Source organism: Spirillospora sp. NPDC052242, assembly GCF_040679555.1.
Lineage (GTDB): Bacteria > Actinomycetota > Actinomycetes > Streptosporangiales > Streptosporangiaceae > Spirillospora.
In genome coordinates this window covers 38927-59673 of sequence record NZ_JBFAUZ010000028.1, presented here as the reverse complement: position 1 = coordinate 59673, position 20747 = coordinate 38927, and the positions used below count along the sequence as shown (strand labels likewise).

General features: G+C 72.2%; 10 protein-coding genes. 8 read left to right on the top strand and 2 right to left on the bottom strand.

Going from position 1 to position 20747, the window contains the following annotated elements; translation table 11 throughout:
- Positions 1-170 precede the first annotated feature (170 nt).
- From AB0L25_RS23140 to AB0L25_RS23125, 4 genes are read left to right on the top strand one after another with little or no spacing between them, the layout of a single operon-like run.
- The gene (locus AB0L25_RS23140) at positions 171-2018 is read left to right on the top strand and encodes a GmrSD restriction endonuclease domain-containing protein (RefSeq protein ID WP_500174723.1); all 1848 of its coding nucleotides are present in this window, start codon (positions 171-173) and stop codon (positions 2016-2018) included.
- On the top strand, positions 2015-3001 hold the full coding sequence (locus tag AB0L25_RS23135; protein ID WP_500174722.1) for a CBS domain-containing protein: 987 nt from the start codon (positions 2015-2017) through the stop codon (positions 2999-3001). Before AB0L25_RS23140 ends, AB0L25_RS23135 begins: the two co-directional genes overlap by 4 nt.
- Complete coding sequence (locus AB0L25_RS23130) at positions 2998-6300, top strand: hypothetical protein (protein ID WP_500174721.1); 3303 nt, start codon at positions 2998-3000, stop codon at positions 6298-6300. Before AB0L25_RS23135 ends, AB0L25_RS23130 begins: the two co-directional genes overlap by 4 nt.
- Before the next feature lie 44 nt (positions 6301-6344).
- Positions 6345-8423, top strand: coding sequence for a UvrD-helicase domain-containing protein (locus tag AB0L25_RS23125; protein ID WP_500174720.1), 2079 nt, complete (start codon positions 6345-6347; stop codon positions 8421-8423).
- On the opposite strand, the gene AB0L25_RS23120 is transcribed toward AB0L25_RS23125, so the two are convergent.
- Together AB0L25_RS23120 and AB0L25_RS23115 are read right to left on the bottom strand one after the other, a co-directional pair.
- A complete protein-coding gene (locus AB0L25_RS23120; RefSeq protein ID WP_500174719.1) occupies positions 8407-9900 on the bottom strand; it encodes a serine/threonine-protein kinase in 1494 nt (497 codons plus the stop codon). The two genes, AB0L25_RS23125 and AB0L25_RS23120, sit on opposite strands and share 17 nt — an antisense overlap.
- Before the next feature lie 150 nt (positions 9901-10050).
- On the bottom strand, positions 10051-12018 hold the full coding sequence (locus AB0L25_RS23115) for an HsdM family class I SAM-dependent methyltransferase (RefSeq protein ID WP_500174718.1): 1968 nt from the start codon (positions 12016-12018) through the stop codon (positions 10051-10053).
- Positions 12019-12292: 274 nt separating this feature from the next.
- Here AB0L25_RS23115 and AB0L25_RS23110 point away from each other — a divergent pair, with 274 nt between their 5' ends.
- From AB0L25_RS23110 to AB0L25_RS23095, 4 genes are all read left to right on the top strand, one after another.
- Entirely contained in the window at positions 12293-13036 is a 744-nt protein-coding gene (locus AB0L25_RS23110; RefSeq protein WP_500174717.1) for a DUF4352 domain-containing protein, read from the top strand.
- A gap of 150 nt (positions 13037-13186) precedes the next feature.
- Positions 13187-18157: a PDDEXK-like endonuclease domain-containing protein gene (locus AB0L25_RS23105; protein WP_500174716.1), complete on the top strand. Its 4971-nt coding sequence runs from the start codon at positions 13187-13189 to the stop codon at positions 18155-18157.
- An 89-nt stretch (positions 18158-18246) separates the two neighbouring features.
- Complete coding sequence (locus AB0L25_RS23100) at positions 18247-20019, top strand: PD-(D/E)XK nuclease family protein (RefSeq protein ID WP_500174715.1); 1773 nt, start codon at positions 18247-18249, stop codon at positions 20017-20019.
- Between the two features lie 167 nt (positions 20020-20186).
- Complete coding sequence (locus AB0L25_RS23095) at positions 20187-20486, top strand: hypothetical protein (RefSeq protein ID WP_500174714.1); 300 nt, start codon at positions 20187-20189, stop codon at positions 20484-20486.
- Positions 20487-20747: the final 261 nt, after the last annotated feature.

The following is a 20747-nucleotide window of genomic DNA, read 5'->3' as shown; positions in this document are numbered from 1 at the left end:
CGTGCCCGGCCAGGATAGAAGCAGCGGCCGACAGTACGCACGCCGGTCCTGGTCACGAACGTAAAACGTTGCCGGATGCGGCCGACACTTCGTTAATCGGCGGTCAGAGCGGGCTTGACGGGGTTAGCCTCGTCGCACTAACTCGACAACGCGGTCGGAGGAGTGTCGGCGTGCCTTACGAAACCCCTCAGCTTCTACTCCGAGACCTTCTCGATCAGGTGGCGGACGGACGTATCCAGCTGCCGGACTTCCAGCGTCATTGGAAGTGGGATGACGAGCGAATCGTCTCCCTGCTCGCGACCCTGTCAATGGGCTACCCCATGGGCGTGATGATGGCGCTGGAGACAGGTGGCTCCGGAACGCGCTTCAAGCCCCGTCCGCTGGAGGGCGCCCAGGCGGGCACCGAGGCCCCTGACCTGCTCTTCATGGACGGCCAGCAGCGCATGACCTCGCTGTTCCAGTCGCTGCGTTCCGGGGCGCCGGTCCAGACCATGGACGCCAGGGGCAAGAAACTGCGGCGCTGGTACTACATCGACATCGAGAAGGCGATCGACGAGTCCGCCGACCGGGAGGACGCGATCCTCTCGGTGGACGAATCCCGCGTTGTGAAGTCGCCGGGCGGCCCGGTCGAGCTCGGCACTGTCGAGCAGGAGGCCGCGGCCGGCCTGTACCCGCTCCGGCTCGTGTTCGACACCCCTGCCACTCAGCGATGGATGCGTAAGTACGCGGGGAGCGATGACGTGCGGTGGGGGGCGTGGGAACGTTTCACACTTCAAGTCCTCGACAACATCACCCAGTATCAGATCCCGGTCATCAAGCTCACCAAGGACACCCCGAAGGAGGCCGTCTGCACGGTCTTCGAGAAGGTCAACACCGGTGGTGTCCCGCTGACCGTGTTCGAGCTGGTGACAGCGTCCTACGCGGCCGATCCGGCCTACTTCGAGGCTCACGGGACGGACTTTCAGCTGCACGAAGAGTGGGAGAAGATCCGGCGGGATCTCGCTGCCAAGACCATGCTGACGTCCGACCGTGCCGGGCTCGGCGGTACGGACTTCCTCCAGGCGGTCACGCTGGTGTCCACCTACTTCCGGCGGCGCGGACGCAAGGACGCCGACCCGTACACGCAGCCCGCGGCGAGCTGCAAGCGCAAGGACATCCTCGAGCTGCCGCTCGAGGAGTACCTCGAATACTCGCCCAAGGTGGTCGACGCTCTCCACTGGACGGACCAGTTCCTGCAGCGCGAGTGCATCTTCCAGGTCTCCGACATTCCCTACATGACGCAGCTCATCGCACTCGCCGCGATCCGGACCGTGCTCGGCGAGGCGACCGACACCGACGAGGCGTACGGGAAGATCGCGCGCTGGTACTGGTGCGGTGTCCTCGGCGAGCAGTACGGCGGCTCCCCCGAAACGCGGCTCCCCCGCGACCTCGAACAGGTGGTGGCGTGGGTGCGCGGCGGCCGGGAACCCGCATCGGTCGGCGAGGCCGTATTCCAGGAGGCGCGGCTCGGCACCATGCGCAGCCGCGTCAGCGCCGCCTACAAGGGCGTGTACGCGCTCCTCATGCGGCAGGGCTGCAAAGACTGGACCCACAACCGCGCGCCGATCGACAGGGACGTCTTCTTCAATCACAAGGTCGATCTCGCACAGATCTTCCCTCGAGGCTGGTGCGAGAAGAACAACGTCTCGCGCGACAAGTACGCCAGCATCGTCAACAAGACCCTGCTGGCCAACCGGACCGCGCAGCTCGTCGGAGGTCGCGCTCCGAACCTTTACCTGCGCGCGTTGGAAACCGACACCGGCCTGCCCGAGAACTGGCTGGACGACATCATCGCCACGCACCTGATCGATCCCTCGGCGTTGCGCGCGATGGACTTCGAGTTGTTCTACCGGGACCGGACGAAGCGGCTGCTCGAGCTCGTCGAGGCGGCCATGGGCAAGTCCGCCATCCCCGCCGCCGAGGCGCCGGAATCCGGCGACGACTATGAGCCGGAGGCCGACTCGGAGATGGTCGCATGAGGCTTCCCCAGGAACTGGCTCGCGCGACGATGCGTCCCGTCGAGCTGACGGTGGCGGAGCTGCTGGAGCTGTTCGGCGAGCGCAACCGGGACCCGGAGATCGTCGGACGGATCGAGGGGATGCTGGCCGAGGCCGGACTGTGCTGCGTCCCGACGCTGATCCACGGCCATCTCGACTCGCCCGTGACCGTCCGCGCGGTGGACACCGATGACACCACGGCGGCCGACGAGTCCGCCGTCGGCACCGAGGAGGAGACGTTCGCCCCGGCGTCGTTGCGCATCGCGGACCTGCCGACCGCGCGGCTGCCCGAAGGCGCGCTCGTCTGCCTTTCTCCCGACGATGACCTGCCTCGCGCCAGGATGGTGATGCTGGAGAACTATTTCTCCCAGCTTCCGGTGATGGCCGGCCCGTATGTGCTCAAGGGCGTGGTGACCTGGCAGTCGATCGCGCTGGCGCATGCCCGGGGCAAGTGCGAATCGCTCGCGGACGCGACAGTGCACGCGCATGTCGTCGACGTCCATGCGGATCTCCTGGTGACCCTCCCCGAGATCAACCAGCACGACTGCGTGTTCGTCCGGGACGAGGCTCAGCGGATCACCGGCCTGGTGACCGCCGCAGACCTCAGTATGGCGTTCGGCAGCCTGACCGGACCATTCCTACGCTTGGGCGAGATCGAGCGGCGGCTGCGTACCTGCGTCAAGCGAATGTGCGCGACCGTTGAGGAACTGCGCGCGGCGTCCGGCAACAACCGGGCCGAGAGCCCGGACGACCTGACCGTCTGGCAGATTCAGCAAGTGTTCGCAAAACCCGACCGATGGGCGCTTCTCAACTGGGGCCTTCCTCAGGACGACTTCGTGCGGCGGCTCGACGCCGTCCGGAAGATCCGCAACGAGGTCGCGCACTTCCGGCCGGACCCGCTGACCGATGACCAGCTGAACCAGGTGACGGTCTTCGCCGGATTGGTCAAGAATCTGGTGCCATGATGCGTGCCACCCCCCGACAGCTGCTCGATCTGCGCGAGAAGTCGTGGTCGCGGCGGCTCGGCGGGGTGTCGCTCGCCGCAGAGGTCGAGGTGCGTCGCGAGCACGCCGAGCAGGTCGCCGGGGTGCTCGGACGGCTGTATCGCGAACGTCTGGACGCCGAACGCGATCCGGGGCTGATCTTCGACCGATGGCCCGCGTGCACGGTCGTCGCGATGACGTGGGTCGCGGCGGATCGCTATGCGAAAGGGACGTACTGGGCTTCCTTCTGGGACGCCGTCGGCTATAGCGGGAACGCCGACGACCAGGCCGTCTGGGGCGGCGGCTTCCTACACGCGCTCGGCGAGCTGGGATTGCCGACGTTCCCCGATCTGCACATGTCGCGGTACGTGGGGCGGATCCTCATGCATGCGGGGATGCCGACGTACTGCCTCGACGATTTCTTCCGGTTGCTCGCGCACCAGCGCAACGTCACACCGGGCCTGGACGCCGAGTCGTTCTTGAGCTGGGCCACTGCGCCCGGCAAGGAGCTGCGCCTGGACGAGCTCGACGTGCCGGTGCGGCGCTTCCTGAAGCACGGAGGCGACTTCGCCCTGGACGTGGTCGAGCGCTGCATCGACCTGCTGGAGCGGGCGCGGCACACACCCGACGACGTGTCGGTCGGGCTGCCCGGCCGGTTCGCGGAGCGGGCGCTCCGCCTCGTCCAAGACGGCTCGCTGCCGCTCGCCCCGGCGGGCGGGCGCGGAAGGGCGGCGGCGGAACGTCCGCGGCTGGCGCTCGATCCCTTCGGCAAGGGCGTGGAGGTCAGGCTTCCCGCGATCGGGGACGCGCCGGACGGCGTCGCCTCCTGGCACATCACCGCCGACGCCGAACGGGCCGTGGTGCGCAGCCGGGCCGAGTGGGCGGGGGCCGTGGAAGGAACACCGGCTACTTCCCACCCCTTGCAGGGCCCCGTTCGGACGGTTCTGGTGTCGCTGGCGGGCTCGGAGCTGCAGGCCGAGTTGCAGGTGGTCGACCCGCGCGATCCGCTGCTGGTGTTCGCCGAGGACGGGCGGCAGATCCCGGCGGGGGTGCCGCTGCCCGCCGAGCCGGTGTGGGTGCTGCATCCAGACGATCGGGATCTCACCCTGGACGGTCCCGTCCAGGAGCGCGCGGACGCGGCGTTGCCGCTCGGCTGGGCGGGATGGCGGCTGCGGCTGCTGGACCTGGACGGCGTCCGGTCGCTCGGGCTGGAACGGACGCGCCCGGTGCGCGGGTTCGCGCGTCCGCGCATCGTTCTGGACCGGCCGCTGGACGGCGTCACGACCCCGTACGGCTCGCCCGTCCACGCCGTCGCACCGACGGTGCTCCTGCCCGCCGTCGGGGTCGAGACCACGTGGCGTGTCGAGGTGCGGTCGAGCGCGGACGGCCGGGTGCTGGCGGGCCGGAGCGTCACGACGCCCGGTCCGCACACCGTCGACGATCTGTGGGACGAGCTCGCCCGCCCGTTGTCGGGAGCGTTCGACGTGGTGGTGCGGGGACCGCTCGGGCGCGGTACGCGCCGCTCGGTCGTCCTGGCCGGGGGGTTGAGAGTCGATTTCCGTCCCGCGGTCCGCCTGTTCGCGACCGGTGGGCTGTCGCCGGCCACCGCCGTCTTGGCGGCGCCGCACGGGGCCGCGGTCGTTCCCCGGGAGGTCCGGTTCGGGGCCGGGGACCGGGCGCGCGTCGTCAGTTTCCAGGCCGGGGACGGCAGCGAGCCGCTGGTGGTCACGCCTCCGCACCTGGAGGTGATGCACCAGCGCCCGGAGGCTGGCGCCGTGTGGAGCGCCGCGCCGCTGCGGCTGGCGAGCGAGCCGTTCGACGAGCCCGGCGAGTTGCTCGTCCGGCTGCCCGGGGCCGCGTCGCTGCCCCCGCTCGAGCTGGTGACGCGGTCCGGCGGCGTGCTGTCGCTGGCACCGGACGGGAGGCAACGCGGCGGCACGGCCAGGTACCGGCTCGCGCGCATCGCCGACTCGATCGCCGAGTACAAGCAGGCCGAACTGCTGCTCGGTGAGACACCGCTGGTTCTCGTCCGGCCCAGGCAGCTTGCCACCGGCGTCGAGGACGGCGGCGGCCATTTGCTGCTGCGGGACGCCGTCGACGTCGACGGGCTGACCGCGGGCGTATACCTGGTCACCGCCCCGTGGCGGGGACCGCTGACGCTGCCGGTCGAGGACGGCCGCGTGAAGCTGCCGGAGGAGCTGCGGGAGGCCGGACCGGTTCGGGTGCTGCTGCAGGTAGAGGATCCGTGGGCGTTCACGGAGTGGCCGCGGTGGCCTTCCGGGCAGGCGTTCACCTGCGATCGGTGGGGGTCGTACGAGGCCGGGGACGAGGAGGAGACCGCCCTGGGGCGATTCCTCGTCGGGGAGGGGCCGCCGCCTGCACGTGCGTCCCGGCTCGAGCGGCTCTGGACGATCGTCGATCTCGCCGACGAACTGCAGGAATGCGGCGCGGCACCCTACATCGCCGGGCCGTGCGAACGGCTGCTGGCCGCCGAGCCGTCCGCCGCGCTGGCCGCGCTGCCATCGGCCGGTCTGCCCGCGGATCACGTCGTTCCCCTTCTGGTCGAGACGGGGATCGCGGCGGCGGCCGTCCGGACGGACGGACTCGTCTCGGAGCGGCGGCGGCTCAGGCAGCTGTGGTCGACGGCCCCGGTGGCCGCCACGCTGCTCGGCGCCGGAGGCGACGACTATTGGCGGGAGACGGCGCAGGACGTATGCGGCGACTCGGCCGAGTCGCTGCTGCGCGGGCTCGGCGATCCGTACGCGGAGGTGGGACGGTTCGGTCCGGAGTCCGCGCGGCTGGCGCACATGAGCGCGGAGCAGTTGGACGCCGTGTGGAGCGCGGCTCATGTCGTCCCGCAGGCACTGCTGGATCCCGATACCCGGCTGGCGGCGGCGCGGCGGCTGTTCGACGCGCGTCGCGCCCCGGTCGTCTCGTCGCTCGCCCGGCAGGCGGGCACGGTGCTGGCGGGGGTCCGAGACGTGCTCGGACCGCAGGGGCTCGGCGAACAGGTCGAGAGGCGCATGCCGGGGCGTTCGGCGGCGGACTGGCAACTGCTGCCCGCGGTGTCTATGGGGCTGGCGCTGGTGGCGCGCCTCGCGGCGCGGGGCGACGGGGAGGCCGTTCGCTGTGCCGATTCGATGCGCAAGTGGTGGGTGACGCTGGCCGGAGCGGCCCCCGAGCTGACCGGCGTTGACCTCGTCATAGCGGAACTGCTGGTGTCGGGAGCCGACCTTGGGGCCGGTCAGGCCGAGTCATCACAGAAAGTTGAGAATCTCTAGGATGGGCGTCTGACCTTCGATCTCGGTTGGGAAGGACGTGTGAGGTGGCTGAGCTGGCCATTGCGAGCGCGTTCATGCCGCAGTACGCCAAGCTGGAGCCCCAAGTGCGGCGGGGTGTCGAGGCGGCGTTCGCGAAGTTCGCCGAACACACGCATGCGGGGCTGCACCTGGAAAAGCTGCGGAACGCGCGGGATCCGCGGATCCGGACGATCCGGATCGACCAGTTCTGGCGCGGTGTCGTGCTGGCCCCGGAGCAGGGCGACACGTACTGCCTGCTGGCGGTGCTGGGGCACGACGACGCGATCGAGTACGCGCGGAGCCGGCGATTTTCGGTGAACCAGCGGCTCGGAGTGCTCGAGGTGCGGGACGAAACCGCGCTGGAGGAAATGTCGCCCGCGCTGAGGAAGGCCGCCGAAGGCACCGAAGAGCGGCTGTTCGAACACGTTCCCGACAAGGACCTCGTACAGCTGGGAATCGACCCGGAGCTGGTCCCGCTGGTACGGCTGCTGACCGCTGAGGCGCACCTGCAGGCGCTGGAGAAGCTGCTGCCAGATGCGCAGTACCTCGCGTTGCTGGCCCTGGCGCAAGGTATGAGCCCGCAGCAGGCCTGGGCGGAGATCGCGCAGTACCTACCGGAGGAGAACACGCCGAAGGAGGTCGACCCGGACGATCTGGTGACGGCGATGCGCCGAACTCCCGGGCAGATCGTATTCGTCAAGGGTCCCGAGGAACTCCGAGACATCTTGGCGCATCCTTTCGATACCTGGCGGATCTTCCTGCACCCGGTGCAGCGAAAGGTCGCGTTCAAGAGGTACAACGGCCCCGCGCAGGTGACCGGCGGGGCGGGAACGGGAAAGACGGTGACCGCGTTGCACCGGGCCCGGTTCCTCGCCGGGCGTGAGGGCGCCCGGATCCTGCTCACGACGTTCACGAAGAACCTTGCGGAGGCGCTGCGGCAGCAGCTGGAACTGCTGGTGGAAGACCCGGAGGTACGAGAGCGAATCCATGTGCGGAACGTGGACGCCGTGTCGTACGGGATCGTGGGACGGCATTACCGGCCCCTCTTGGCCAGCTCGGATTTCCTGGACGAGCTGTGGGACGAAGCGGCGGAGGGGACGCCGTTCTCGCCCGCGTTCCTGCGGCGCGAATGGGAGCAGATCGTCCTCGCGCAGGGACTGGGCAGCGAGGACGAGTACCTGGCCTGTACCAGGGCAGGGCGTGGTGTCCCGCTGGGAAAGGGACAGCGGACGGTGGTGTGGCGGGCTGTCCGGCACGTTACCGACAGGCTGACGGCAGCAGGCAAGTCGACGTTCCCACAGCTGGCGGACAAGGCCGCGGAGCTGCTGGACGGACCCGAATATGACCACGTGCTCGTCGACGAGGCGCAGGACATCCACCCGGCGCAGTGGCGGCTGTTGCGGCGACTGGCGGCGCCCGGGCCGGACGACCTGTTCATCGTCGGCGATCCCCACCAGCGGATCTACGACAGCCACGTGTCCCTCGCCGGCCTCGGCATCAACGTGCGTGGGCGCAGCACGAAACTCAAGCTGAACTACCGGACCACCCACGAGATCCTTCAGTGGGCTGTGCCGCTACTGGGATCGGCACCAGTGCAGGGGCTCGACGACTCGGCGGACACGCTGGACGGCTACCGCTCCCCCATGCACGGGCGCAGGCCGATCGTGCGGGAGTACGGAGACCCGCACGCGGAACTGGACGGACTTGTCGAACAGGTACGGGCGTGGATCGACGACGGGGTGGAGCCCGGATCGATCGGGATCGCGACACGGTTCGGGAAGGTCGTGCGGAACGTTGTCGAACAACTCGCCGACGCCGGTGTACCGGCGGAAGAAGTACCCGGTTCGGCAGGCCGCGTGCAGGTCGCGACCATGCACAAGATGAAGGGACTGGAGTTCCGCTGTATCGCCGTGGTGGGCGCGGACGAAGGCTCCTTGCCGCTCCTTCGTGCGCTCACGCCGGAGGATGAGGATCCGAAGGCGCACGCGCAGGACGTCCAGAAGGAGCGGTGCCTGCTGTTCGTGGCGTGCACGCGCGCGCGGGACCACCTGTACGTGTCTTATGCGGCGAAGCCGAGTCCTTTCCTGCCTAGTCCAGCTCGGTGAGGAGGGCCTGCAGGGAGAGGGCCTGAGGGTCTTCTTCGCCGTTGGTCTTGCGGACGTCCTCTAGGAGCGCGGCCAGTTCGTCCTTGCCGGTGGCGGTCCGGCCGATGGCGAGCTTGAGGCGCGCGATGCGTTCGCGGATGCGGAAGGCGAGGTCGCCGGACGGCCCGACGTCGTCCGCGAGGTCCTCCAGGCGGGCGAGGGCGGTCGCGGACGCGCCGAGCTGGGCCTGGCAGACGGCCTCGAGCTCGCGGCAGTGCAGCACCTCGGGGGCGTCCGGGCCGTACCACTCGGTGAGGAGGCCGGCGGCGGCGCGGTAGGCGTGGGCGGCGCGGCGGTAGTCGCCGCCGCTGTAGAGGACGTCGGCGAGGTCGCGGCGGAGGCTCACGTACTCGGCGTCGTCGTCGCCGAGGGCGAGGCGCGCGGGTTCGGTGAGGCCGGAGAGGACCTCCGCGGCCTGCGTGTAGCGGCCCTCGCCCGCGAGGGTCTCGGCCTCCGTCCGGGCCCGGACGACCTCGCTGCGGGTGGGCAGCTCGACGGGTTCCTCGACGCGGGGCGGGGCCGCGGCGACCTTGATGCGGCTGACGGCGTGCGCGTAGAGGTGCGCGGGCGGGGACGTGACGACGCCCGGCAGCGGTTCGAGGGTGGAGACGAACTGCAGGAGTCGTCGGTAGACGTGTTCGGCGTCTCTTGGGCGGTCGCCGGGTTGCTTGGCGAGAAGTTCAAGGACGAGAGTGTCGAGCCCAGGCGGAATGTCGGGACGCAGTACGCGGGGTGGGGTCGGGTCTTCGGTCTCGTGGCGACGCGTCACCTCGTATGGGGTCGCTCCCTCGAACACTTGGCGTCCGGTGAGCATTTCGTAGAGGACGCACCCGAGGGAGTACAGGTCGCTCTGCGGGCTCGGCGCTCCGTAGACCTGCTCCATGGCCGTGTAGCCGGGCGTGTGGGGCGCGCCGAGGCCGGTGGTGGTGCGGCGCACGTCGTCGGGTCCGAGGCCGACCGCCGCACCGAAGTCGAGGACCTTCACCGAGCCGTCCGGGCACAGCATGAGGTTGCCGGGTTTGAGGTCGCGGTGGACGAGCGGGCGCCGGTGGGCGACGCTCAGCACCGCGCAGACCTGCGCGGCGATCAGGGCCGCCCACGGGACCGGCAGCCGCTCGTGGGCGTCGACGACGTCGGCGAGCGTGAGGCCCTCGACGTACTGCATCACCAGGTAGAAGCAGTGGCCGCGGTCGGCGTCGCGGTGCCGCCCGAAGTCGTACACGGTCGGGACGCCGGGGTGCTCGAACCAGGCGGTGCTGCGCGCCTCCTGCTCGAACCGTCCGGCCAGGACCTCGTCGTCGACGACGGTGAACTTGATCGCGAGCCGCCGGTCGAGGAACCGGTCGTAGGCCCGCCAGACCTCGCCCATGCCGCCGCGCCCGATCGCCTGGTCCAGCTCGTACCGATCGCGTTCTCCGAGGAGATCGCCGCGCCGCACTCCCACCTCCTCCGTCCGGTCTCGTGTGCGTAGGGTACCGACGTCCGGGCGGGGTCAGAGGCCGCGGCGACCGTCGGCCCAGTGGATCCGCGTGTGGACGGACCACCGGTGCCGCCGGTCGCCGCCGCGCCGGCCGACGGGGCGTGGCCGTCAGGCGCGGGGGCGGAGGGTTCCGGCGCCGAGCCCTTCGAGGCCGAGGGTGAGGACCTGGTCGCCGGCCTCCTGGGCGGTGCGCAGGGCTTCCTCCAGGTCGGTGAGGCGGCGGAACGCCTCGCCGTATCCGGCCTGCTCGTCGAGGGTGAGGCGGGGCAGCCGGGCGCGGCGGACGTCGAACCGGGCGGACGACGTGGAGCTGCGCAGGCTCGCGCCCCGGGCGCCCAGCCGCAGCCAGCCCGCGACGAAGTCGGGGTCGCTGCGGGCGGGGTCGACGCGGACGATCGTCAGGCCGGGCCCGAGGACCGGGCCGTCCTCGGGGGCGACGCGCGCGATCGGGTGGCGGGCGATCTGGGAGACGACGATGTCGCGGGCCCGGATCCGGACGTGGTCCTCGTCGGGCGCCGCGGACCCGGTCGGGCCCCGGCCGCGGGCGGCGTCCTCGAGCGTGAGGACGGGCACGGTGCCCTCGTCCATCCGGATGCGGGGCGACACGCGCAGGATCTGCAGGACGCCGGCCTTCGCCAGCTCGCCGATCGTCGTCATCGCGGGCTCCTCGCCGCCGCGCGCCTGCTTCAGCAGCTCCAGCGCGGTGACGGCCCGGGGCAGCGCGGCGGCGGCGCTCTCGAGCCGCTCGCGTTCGCGGGTGAAGGCGCCCCCGGCGGACGGCGCGGTGCGCTGCGGCAGGTGCCGCGCGGGGTTGAGGTCGACCTCGTCGTCGAGCAGGTCGATGATGCGGACGACGGTCGCGGCGCCGCGCTGCGGGCGGCCGTCGAGGTAGCGGCTCCACGCGTCCACCGCGGCCTCGTGGTACGCGTCGGGCTCGGCGGACACGTCCGCCATGAGGACGTCGTCGGCGGGCTGGTCCCCGGGGGCGGGGCGGCGCAGCACCCAGACGGAGACCGCGACGGCCATGTTCGGGACGGCGCCCGCGGGCAGCCCGACGACGGCGCGCAGCGCGCCCCGGCGCAGCAGCTCGGCGCGGATGCGGCGGCCCGAGCGGCGGGCGGCCACGGCGGGCGGCACCAGCATCACGACGAGGCCGCCCGGCGCGGCGTGCGCGAGGCCGTGCTGCAGCCAGGCGAGCTCCGACTCCATGCGGGGCGGCAGCCCGTACTCCCACCGGGGATCGCCGGTCAGCTCCTCGTATCCCCAGTTGCGGTCGTTGAACGGGGGGTTCGTGACGACGAGGTCGGCGGCGCGTCCCGCGAACGCGTCGTCGCGCAGGGAGTCGCCCGGACGGACCTCGGCCGGGGCACCGCGCAGTGCGAGCTGTACCGCGGTCATGCGCGCGGTCGTCTCGTCTATCTCCTGGCCGAGGAGCTCTTGCACGTTCTTGTAGACGTCTTGCGCGGCGGTCAAGAACGCACCCGTGCCGCAGGCTGGGTCCAGGACGGTGCGTGGGGTTTCCGTCGCGAAGTCGAGCATCAGGCGGACGACCGGTTCGGGCGTCATGTACACGCGGCGGCTGTGGTGCTCCAGGTAGCGCGTGCGCAGGAACTCGAAGGCGTCCGCGGTGCCCAGTTCGTCGGCGAGCCCGGCGAGCGCGCGCGCGGGCGAGACGTGCGCGGCGACGTCGAAGGAGGCGGGGAGCCGGTCGGTGTGCGCGCGGACGGCGGCGGCGAGGGCCTCGCCGGCGCGGTCGTCCGGGTGGGCGGACAGGTCGTTCCGGAGGGCGGGGTCCGCGTGCAGGGCGAGCAGGAACGCCCCGGCGAACGTCATGACGTCGGACAGCTCGACGTCGCCGGCCGCGGCCTGCCGGAGGGTCTGCCAGACGCGCTCGCGCAGCGGCGGGTCGGCCAGCTTGCCCTGGTCGCGCAGCCAGATCTCGATCTGGCCGAGCGAGAACGTCGGGCTGGTGGCCGTGCCGCCGACCGGCTGCGGGAAGTCGTCGTGCCGGCGCCGCCAGTTGCTCACCGCCGCGCGCCCCACCCCCGCCAATCGGGCGATGTCGGCAGCGGTCACGGTCGCATCGTTCGACACACCAGCTCTCCTTACAGCCGACGTTCAGGCGGCGTTCAGTGATCACACCCTAGCGGTACCGGCCCGTCGAGCCGGTTGACCTGGTTCACGGTATCGCGGATCCACATCCGAGGGAGTGAACGCACGGGCGGCATTTCGATGGTTGATTGCGTTCACATAGCTACTGTGCTTTGATGTGAACATCAGACACCGCACCGGACGAGCGCGGAGCCACTCGCGGACACCCAGGTGCCGCCGAGAAGTTCGGAGAGAGACCATGAACCCCGGCCACGGAAACCCCGCACCCCGTCCGCAGCACGCGGGCGCGCACGGCCCGCATCACCTGCCCCCTCCGCCCGGCTACCCGGCGGCGCCCCCGCCCAAGCAGCGCGGCAAGGGCTGCCTCTACGCGGTCGTCGGCGGTGTCGCGGCCCTGTTCCTGATGGGCGCCTGCGGGGCGATCGTCGCCACCGCGTCCGACCCGGCGGCGACGTCGTCCGGCACGGAGACCGGAGGCGGGGCCGGGACGGGCGGCGAGCAGGCCGCCGCCGGCGGTGCGGGCGCCGAGAAGAGCGCGGGGCCCGAGAACGGCAAGGGAAAGGGGAAGGAGAAGGTCGCCGACGGGATCGGGCGCGAGTACAGGGACGGCAAGTTCGCCTTCACCGTCACCAAGGTGAAGAAGGGCGTCGCGCGGGTCGGGAACGAGTACGCGGGCTCGGAGGCACAGGGCCAGTACGTCCTCGTCCACGTCACCGTCGAGAACATCGGCGACGAGGCCCGCATGTTCGACGGGACGAACCAGACGCTCATCGACACCCGGGGGCGCGAGTTCGAGGCCGACACCGAGGCGGCCATCTGGAGCAACCAGGACACGAGGTCGTTCCTGGAGCAGATCAACCCCGGGAACTCGGTGAAGGGCGTCGTCATCTTCGACGTCCCGAAGAACGTGAAGCTCAAGGCCATCGAACTCCACGACTCGATGTTCTCCGGCGGCGTCACCGTCCCCCTCGGCGGCCGCTGACCCGCCGGGGCGGGTTCGGCCGCTGCCGGGAAGGTCGCCGGGACAACCGTGAAGTATCGCCGGACGTCCCACACAGACCGCTTGCGAAGATCGTCACCACGGTGGACGCGGGCGCGGGTGAGGCTGCGTTGAAGGGATGCGAGGGCGTACGTGACCGATGAGGCCATGACGCGGGAGCGGATCGGGCACCTGTACGACTATCTGGGGGCGCTCGCGCAGGAGGTGTACGCCAAGCCCGTCCGGCACCTGGGGGACCACGAGCCGCAGGTGGCGCCGGACGACCTGCCGGATCATCGGGCGGTGCGGCTGGTGTCCCCGGACGGGGACGGGACCGGGGAGGCGTGGCTGCGGGTCGGCAAGACGCCGAAGCCGAAACCGCCCGCGTACCCGCCGGAGATCGCCGGGCTGCTGAGCGGGGTGGGCCGCGACGACCCCGGCGTCCCGCCGGAGCTGCCGGACGACCTCGCGGAACGGGCCGGCGAGGACGCCGCCGGCTCCGCGCGGGCGGCCCTGGCCGCGTGGCGCGCGGACGTGTGGGAGCCGTGGGCGGAGGCGGCCCGCGCCGCGCTCGCCGCCCGGGACCTGTACGAAACGCTTTTCCGGCTGCGGCAGCGGATGCGCGCCGACGAGGCCACGCACGAACTGGTGTGGGGGCACGGGATCCTGGGCTGGCACCACGGCGGGCACCGGATCTGCCATCCCCTGCTGGTCACGCGGACGCGGGTGGCGTTCGACGCGGCGTCCGGCGAGATCGCGATCGTGGCCGACGGGCCGACCGCCCTGGAGCTGGACTGCCTGCAGGGCCTCGGCGTCCCGGGGCTGGACCGGCTCGCCCCGATCGCCGAGGAGCTGCGGGCGGCGCCCGTCGACCCGTGGGCGCCCGACGAGGTGCGTCCCCTCTACCGGCGGCTCCTCGCCCCGCTCGGGCTGGACGCCCGCCTCGACGACGGGCCCGCGGCCCCGGAGATCGGCCCGACCCCGGTCATGGCCGGGACGTGGCGGCTGTTCGTCCGCAAACGTCCCGTGATGTTCCCGCGCTTCTTCGAGCGGCTGAAGCGGACGGTCACCGAGGGCGGGCGGCTGCCCGCGCCGATGGTCGCGCTCGCGACCGGCGACGACGCGTCGGCGGGCGTCCCCGCGGACGAGTGGGCGCCGGTCGCCGAGCGGCTGCTGCTGCCGCTCGCCGCGAACGACGAGCAGGAGCAGATCGCCCGCAAGCTCGCGTCGCACAGCGGCGTCACCGTCCAGGGCCCGCCCGGCACCGGCAAGAGCCACACCATCGCGAACCTGGTGTCGCACCTGGTCGCGCACGGCAAGCGGGTGCTGGTCACCGCGCACAAGGACCAGGCGCTCGCCGTCCTGCGCGACAAGATCCCCGACGAGTTGCGGGACCTGTCGCTGGCGGTGCTCGGGTCGTCGTCGGCCGACCTGACCGCGCTGCAGCAGTCCGTCCAGGCGATCACGGGGACGGCCGACGGCATCGACGAGGAGCGGGAGCGGCGCGCCACGGAGGCGCTGCGGGAACGGCTCGACACGGTGACGGGCGAGGTGCTGACGCTGCGCAAGCGGCTGCGGACGTCGCTGGAGCGGGAACGGGAGACGCTCGAGATCGACGGCTTCCCGCGGCCCGCCGCCGAGGTCGCCGACCGGCTCGCCCGGCGGCAGGACGAGCTCGACCGGATCCCCGACCCGCTGCCCGCCGGGTCGGAGCCGCCGCTGGACGCCGAGGAGCTCGCCGAGCTCTACGCGCTGGCCGGGGAGATCGGCGAGCGCGACGCCCGCGACGCGATGCTCGACCTGCCGCCCGCCGACCGGCTCCCGCCGGGCGGGCACCTCGCGGAACGCTGGGCGGAGCTGCGGCGGCTCGCGGAGGTCCTCGCCGGGTACCGCGACTACGTCGCCGACCCGGCCGTCCTCGACGCCGCCGGGGAGCCCGCGCTGGCGCGGCTCGCCGAACGCTGTGGACAGGCCGCCCACGCCCTCGGTGACCTGCAGGAACCGTGGTTGCAGCGGCTGCGCGACCAGGTCGTCCAGTCCCCGCAGTGGCGCGGGCTCTGGGAGGGGCACGCGCAGCGGCTCGGCGCGGACGCCGCCGAATGCGCCCGGCTGCGCGCGGCGACGGCGGGCGCGGCCGTCGAGCTGCCGCCGGGCCCGCCCGGCGAGACGCTCGCGCTGCTGGAACAGGCGCGGACCCGGTTCGCCCAGGGCAAGAAGGTGTCCGGGCTGACGCAGCGGTCGCTGGCGCAGTTCCTCAAGGGCACCGTGCTGGACGGCGAGACGCCGCGCACCGCCGCGGACGTCGAGCGCGTCATCGCGTTCGTGGAGCTGCGGCGCCGCCGGGAGAGCGCGGTGCGGCTCTGGCGGGACGAGCTCGTCGCGGCGCTCGGCGCGCCCGAGCCCGTCGGCGGCGCCGCCGTCGAGATCTGGATCGACGCGCGGGTCCAGCAGATCTCCACCGCGCTGGCCTGGGAGTTCGGCGAGTGGCCGCGGCTGCGCGCCGAACTGTGCGCGATCGTGGCGCCCGACGCCGTCCCGCACCGGCCGTCCCCCGACGACCTGCACCGGCTCGCCTCGGTGCTCGGCGGCCTGCGGGCGCGGACGCGGCAGCGAGCCGTCCAGGCCGAGCTGGACGCCCTCGCCGCGCACGTGTCGGACGCGCGCGGGCGTCCGGGGGCGAGCCCGCTGTGGACCGACCTCGCGAACGCCGTGCGGCAGCGCGACCGGGGCGTCTGGGACGCCGCGCTGGCCGGCGCCGCCCGGCTCGCGGCGCTCCGGCCGCGGGTCGCCCGGCTGACCGGGCTGCACGACCGGCTGGCGGCGGCCGCGCCGCAGTGGGCACGCCGCATCCGGGAGACCGGCGGGGACGCCGCCGCGTGCGGCGACCCGGCCCGGCTCGGCGAACTGTGGGAGTGGCGGCGCGCCGAGACGTGGCTGCGCGCGATCATCGACGCGGACGATCTCGGCGACGTCCAGCGGCGCCTCGACGCGGCGCAGGAGGAGCAGCGGCGGGTCACGCTGGAGCTGACCCGCCGGTCGGCGTGGCTCGCCATGAAGGGCAACCTCGGCGCCGACCGGCGCCGCGCGCTGGTCGGCTGGCTGCAGACCCTCCGCAAGATCGGCAAGGGCACCGGGGCGAGCGCGGGCAAGTGGCGCGCGGAGGCGCAGCGGCTGATGCCGGAGGCGATGGGCGCCGTCCCGGTGTGGATCATGCCGTACTACCGGGTGGCGGAGTCGTTCGATCCGGCGGTCGCCCCGCCGTTCGACGTCGTCGTCATCGACGAGAGCAGCCAGTGCGACGTGTTCGCGCTCGGCCTGCTCGGCCTCGGCCGCAAGGTGGTCGTGGTCGGCGACGACAAGCAGATCAGCCCGTCCGCCGTCGGGATCCGCCGCGACCGGGTGGACGAGCTGATCCGCACCCACCTGCCGACGCTGCCGAACTCGATGCTGCTCGACATGGAGTCGAGCCTGTACGACGCGGCGACCCGGCTGTTCCCCGGGGTCGTCCGGCTGCGGGAGCACTTCCGCTGCCTGCCGCGCATCATCGAGTTCTCCTCGCAGCACTACTACGGCGGGGAGATCCAGCCGTTGAGGGAGGAATCGGACGTCCGGCTGCCCGGGCCCGCCGTGCGGGCCGTGCACGTCCCGGACGGCGTCCGGCGGGACCTGCCGATCGGCAACGTCAACGAGGCGGAGGCGAACGCCCTCATCGACCAGGTCGTCCAGTGCTGCGCCGACCCCGCCTACGACGGCCGGACGATGGGCGTCATCTCGCTGCTGAGCAGCAGCAGGCAGGCCCAGTACATCGAGCGGCGGCTCATGGACAAGCTCGGCCCGGAGGAGTACGAGCGCCGCGGACTCCGCTGCGGCGACTCCTACAGCTTCCAGGGGGACGAACGGGACGTCGTGTTCATCAGCGTCGTCGCCGACTCCGCGCGCGCGCCGTTCACGTCCCGCCAGTACGAGCAGCGCGTCAACGTCGCCGCCAGCCGCGCCCGCGACCAGATGTGGGTGTTCCACAGCGTGCTGCCGAACGATCTGAATCCCGATGACCAGCGGGCGGCGCTCGTCCGGTACGCGTCCGACGGAGTGCGGTCCACGGACCTGGCCGCCGACCTGGAGTCGCGCTGCGAGTCCGACTTCGAGCGGCGCGTCCTGCGCATGCTGCTGGCCCGCGACTACCTGGTCACCCCGCAGCACCGGGTCGGCAACCTGCGGATCGACCTCGTCGTCCGGGGCGGCGGGCGCAAGCTCGCCGTCGAATGCGACGGGGACAGGTTCCACGGCCCCGACCAGTGGGAGGACGACCTGCGCCGGCAGACCGTCCTCGAACGTCTCGGCTGGCGGTTCTGGCGGGTGCGCGGCAGCGTCTTCTACCGCGATCCCGAATCCGCGATGTCGGAGCTGTGGCCGCTGCTCGACGAACTCGGCATCACGCCGGGCCGGGAGCACGCCGAGGAGGCGGTCGCCCGGCACGGGAGCCCCGCGGTCACGGGCGACGCGCCGCCGGACGTCCCGCGCCCTGCGGCGGACGACGCCGTCCCGCCGGGGGCCGGAATCGACACGCGACCGGACACCTCGGACGTCCCGACCGGGGCCGACGCGACCCGACCGGCCGTCCTGCACACGACACAACCGGACCTCCGCTCCACCGCCCTTCGACCGGCGGTCGACGACACGGCCCCGGCACAGCCCGACGTCCCACGCACCACACTCCCCGAACCGGCGGCGGGGGACACGAACCCGGCCGAGGCTCACCCGCCCACGAGCACCCCGGCACGGCCGGACGTCCGTCCCGCCGCACCCCGCCGACCGGCGGCGGACGGCACGGATGGCGGACCGTCCGGGCAGGGCGAGGGGGCGGCCCGGCCGAGCACCGAGGGGCGGTCGGACGTGGAGGCGCGGACGCTCGAGTTCCTGCAGCTCGCGGGCGCGTCCGGCACCATGGGGGACGCGGGGCCGGCGGAGGCTCCCGTGGCCGGGCGGCGGAGCACCGGGGAGCAGGTCCGGGCGTGGGCGCGGGCGAACGGGCGGCACGTCGGCTCCCGCGGCCGGATCGCCAAGGCGATCGTCGACGACTACAACTGGGAGCACCCGGACGCGCCCTATGATCCCGACCGGTGAGGCGTCCACACCGACTTCTCGGAATCGATGGTTGATTGGGTTCACGCGTGCTGTAATGGTCGTGGTCATCCCCTAGCGCTGGAGCGGACATGCCCTTCGGAAACTGGACGCCGCACGAGGAGCTGAGCGGCGATCCCGGCGTCATCCGGCTCTCGGCGAGCCTGCTCGACCGCGACGACCGGCACTGCCGCGACTTCGCCGCGCTCAAGGCCCGGCCGCGGGTGTGGCCGCGCAAGCGGGGGGCGCGGCGGTACGCGCCGTGGGAGACGTTCCCGCTCGGGCTCGTGATGGACGCCCTGAACCTGACCGAGTTCCGGCACGTCCCCGCGGAGGAGGCGATCGAGCAGGCGCTCGGGCGGGCGCGGTCGGCGGTGCATCCGGGCGTCGCGGTGTGGGTGCGGCACGCGTTCGACGCGTACCTGCGGGCGGCCGAGTGGATCGCCGACGACCTCGAGGCCGAGGGCGTCGCGGTGCGTCCGGAGCCGCTGCCGCGGGTCGTCCAGGCGGAGTCGCCCGCGGAGCTGCGGGTGCTCACCGCGTGGGGACGCTGGTACGCGTCGTCCGACGGCGCCGTGCGGGAGTTCCGGCGGCTCCGGGTGGGGCGGCCCGGCGAGCGCGACGCGCCGTCGAACGACGCGCTCGCGTTCGTCGCGGCGGCGGGGCTGCGCGCGGAGAGCGACGTCTACCGGGACCTGCCGGTCGAGGTGGTCCCGGACGAGGTCGCACCGGAGCGCGTCCGGCTGGTCGAGGTCGTCCTCACGGGCGACGTGCCGCCGCGGGTGCTCGTGGACGCGCCGCCCGCCGAGATCCGCCGCGTGTACCGGGAGCGCACCAGGCCGATCGTCACCGACATCGCGTTCGGCACGGGCACCCGGCCGGGGTCGGACTGCGGCGAGTGCAAGGCGCTGCCGACGTGCGGCGCGGTGCCGGACGTCCCGGGCCTGCTCGGCCTCGAGGGGCGGGGCACGCACCGCCGCACCTGGTCGGTGACGACCGGCCGCCAGTACCTGGTGTGCCCCGCGCAGGCGCACCTGCGGGAGCTGCACGTCCCCGCCGCGCAGCGTTCGGACGGGACGGCGGCGCGGCGGGGCCGCGCGGTGCACCGGTGGCTCGAGCTCGCGCACGGCCGCGCCGGCGCGCCCGCGTGCACCCCGGACGACCTGCCCGACCCGGCGAGCGGGCTCGGCATCGCCGCGGGCGTCCTGACGCCCGAGGAGTACGCGGACGCCCACCCGTACCTGGCGGCGCACGTGGACGTGTGCCCGCTGCGCGAACCGTCCACGGACGTCCGGCCGGAACCGGCGGTCGCCGCGCACGACACCGACGCGGACGTCGTGGTCATCGCCCACCCCGACCTGATCCGCACCACGGGCGGCACCGTCGTGTACCGGGAGCAGAAGACGACGCAGGGCGCTCCCCCGGCCGGGGACGCCCCGACGGTCTTCACCCTCGTGCCCCAGCTGGCGCTGGCCGTCCTGCTGATGAAGCACGGCGTCCTCGGCGGCGACGGCGGCGGGATCGTCGAGCTGGAGACGATGACGCCGTCGGGCGCCGAGGTGCTGCGGTTCGACGTGTGGGACCCGGACGTCCGGCAGGCCGCCCGCGAGGTGATCACCTCGATGACCGCCCGCTGGCACGCCGACGAGTCCTTCCGCCCGCTGCCCGGCCCGTGGTGCGGCGGCTGCCCGGTCGCCGACTGGTGCCCGGACCGCGCGTCGAACGACCCCGGCGCCCCCATCGTGGTGGACGGCGTCCGCATCGACCCGCTCACCGGCGAGGTCCTCGGCACCGCGCTCACCGGCCGCGCCGCCGCCGTCGCCGAAGGCGTCACCGACCCGTCCGAAGAACCCCCGCCGTTCTGACCCCATTTAGGGGAAGACCGAAACCAGAATCAAGCATGTCCGTAATACGCCTTTTCCTTCTACATCGGCGACAACTCTCTACGATCAACGACAGTGCGCCGGGCCGCATGAAAACCTGCGCACGCCGATGAATTGATCAACAGGATCCCTCTTGGAAAGGTTGCCGGATGACCAAGCATGCCGACCCCAAGCGCATTGCACAGCACGCGGATGACTTGGACAGAGATGTCATCCCCCTAATAAAAAAGGCCGGAGACACACTCAATAAGGACGGCACGTACAACCTGGAGGGCGGGGACTTCAGCCCAGCATGCCTAACCATCGCAGGCGCCTATCCGATCAGCGTCCAATTCGCCTTTGAAGACATCAAGATGCTGATGTCCACCGCCAAGGACTACGCCGCGAAAATCGATAAGACGGCCGAGAACTATCGCAACTCCGAGTTGCACAATATTTCCGGAAAATAACGACCTTATGGCGGAGGAGGGCTGAATGGGCAATCGAGACGGCGCCCCCGGCGGCGAGCAGTCGGCCGGGGAGGGCCCCCAGCAACCGGGCGACCAAGGCACCGCACCACCCGCCGGGGAGGGCCCCCAACAACCAGGCGAGCAAGGCACCCCGCCTCCTGCCGGTGAGGGCCCCCAACAACCAGGCGAGCAAGGCACCCCGCCTCCTGCCGGTGAGGGCCCCCAACAACCAGGCGAGCAAGGAACCCCGCCTCCTGCCGG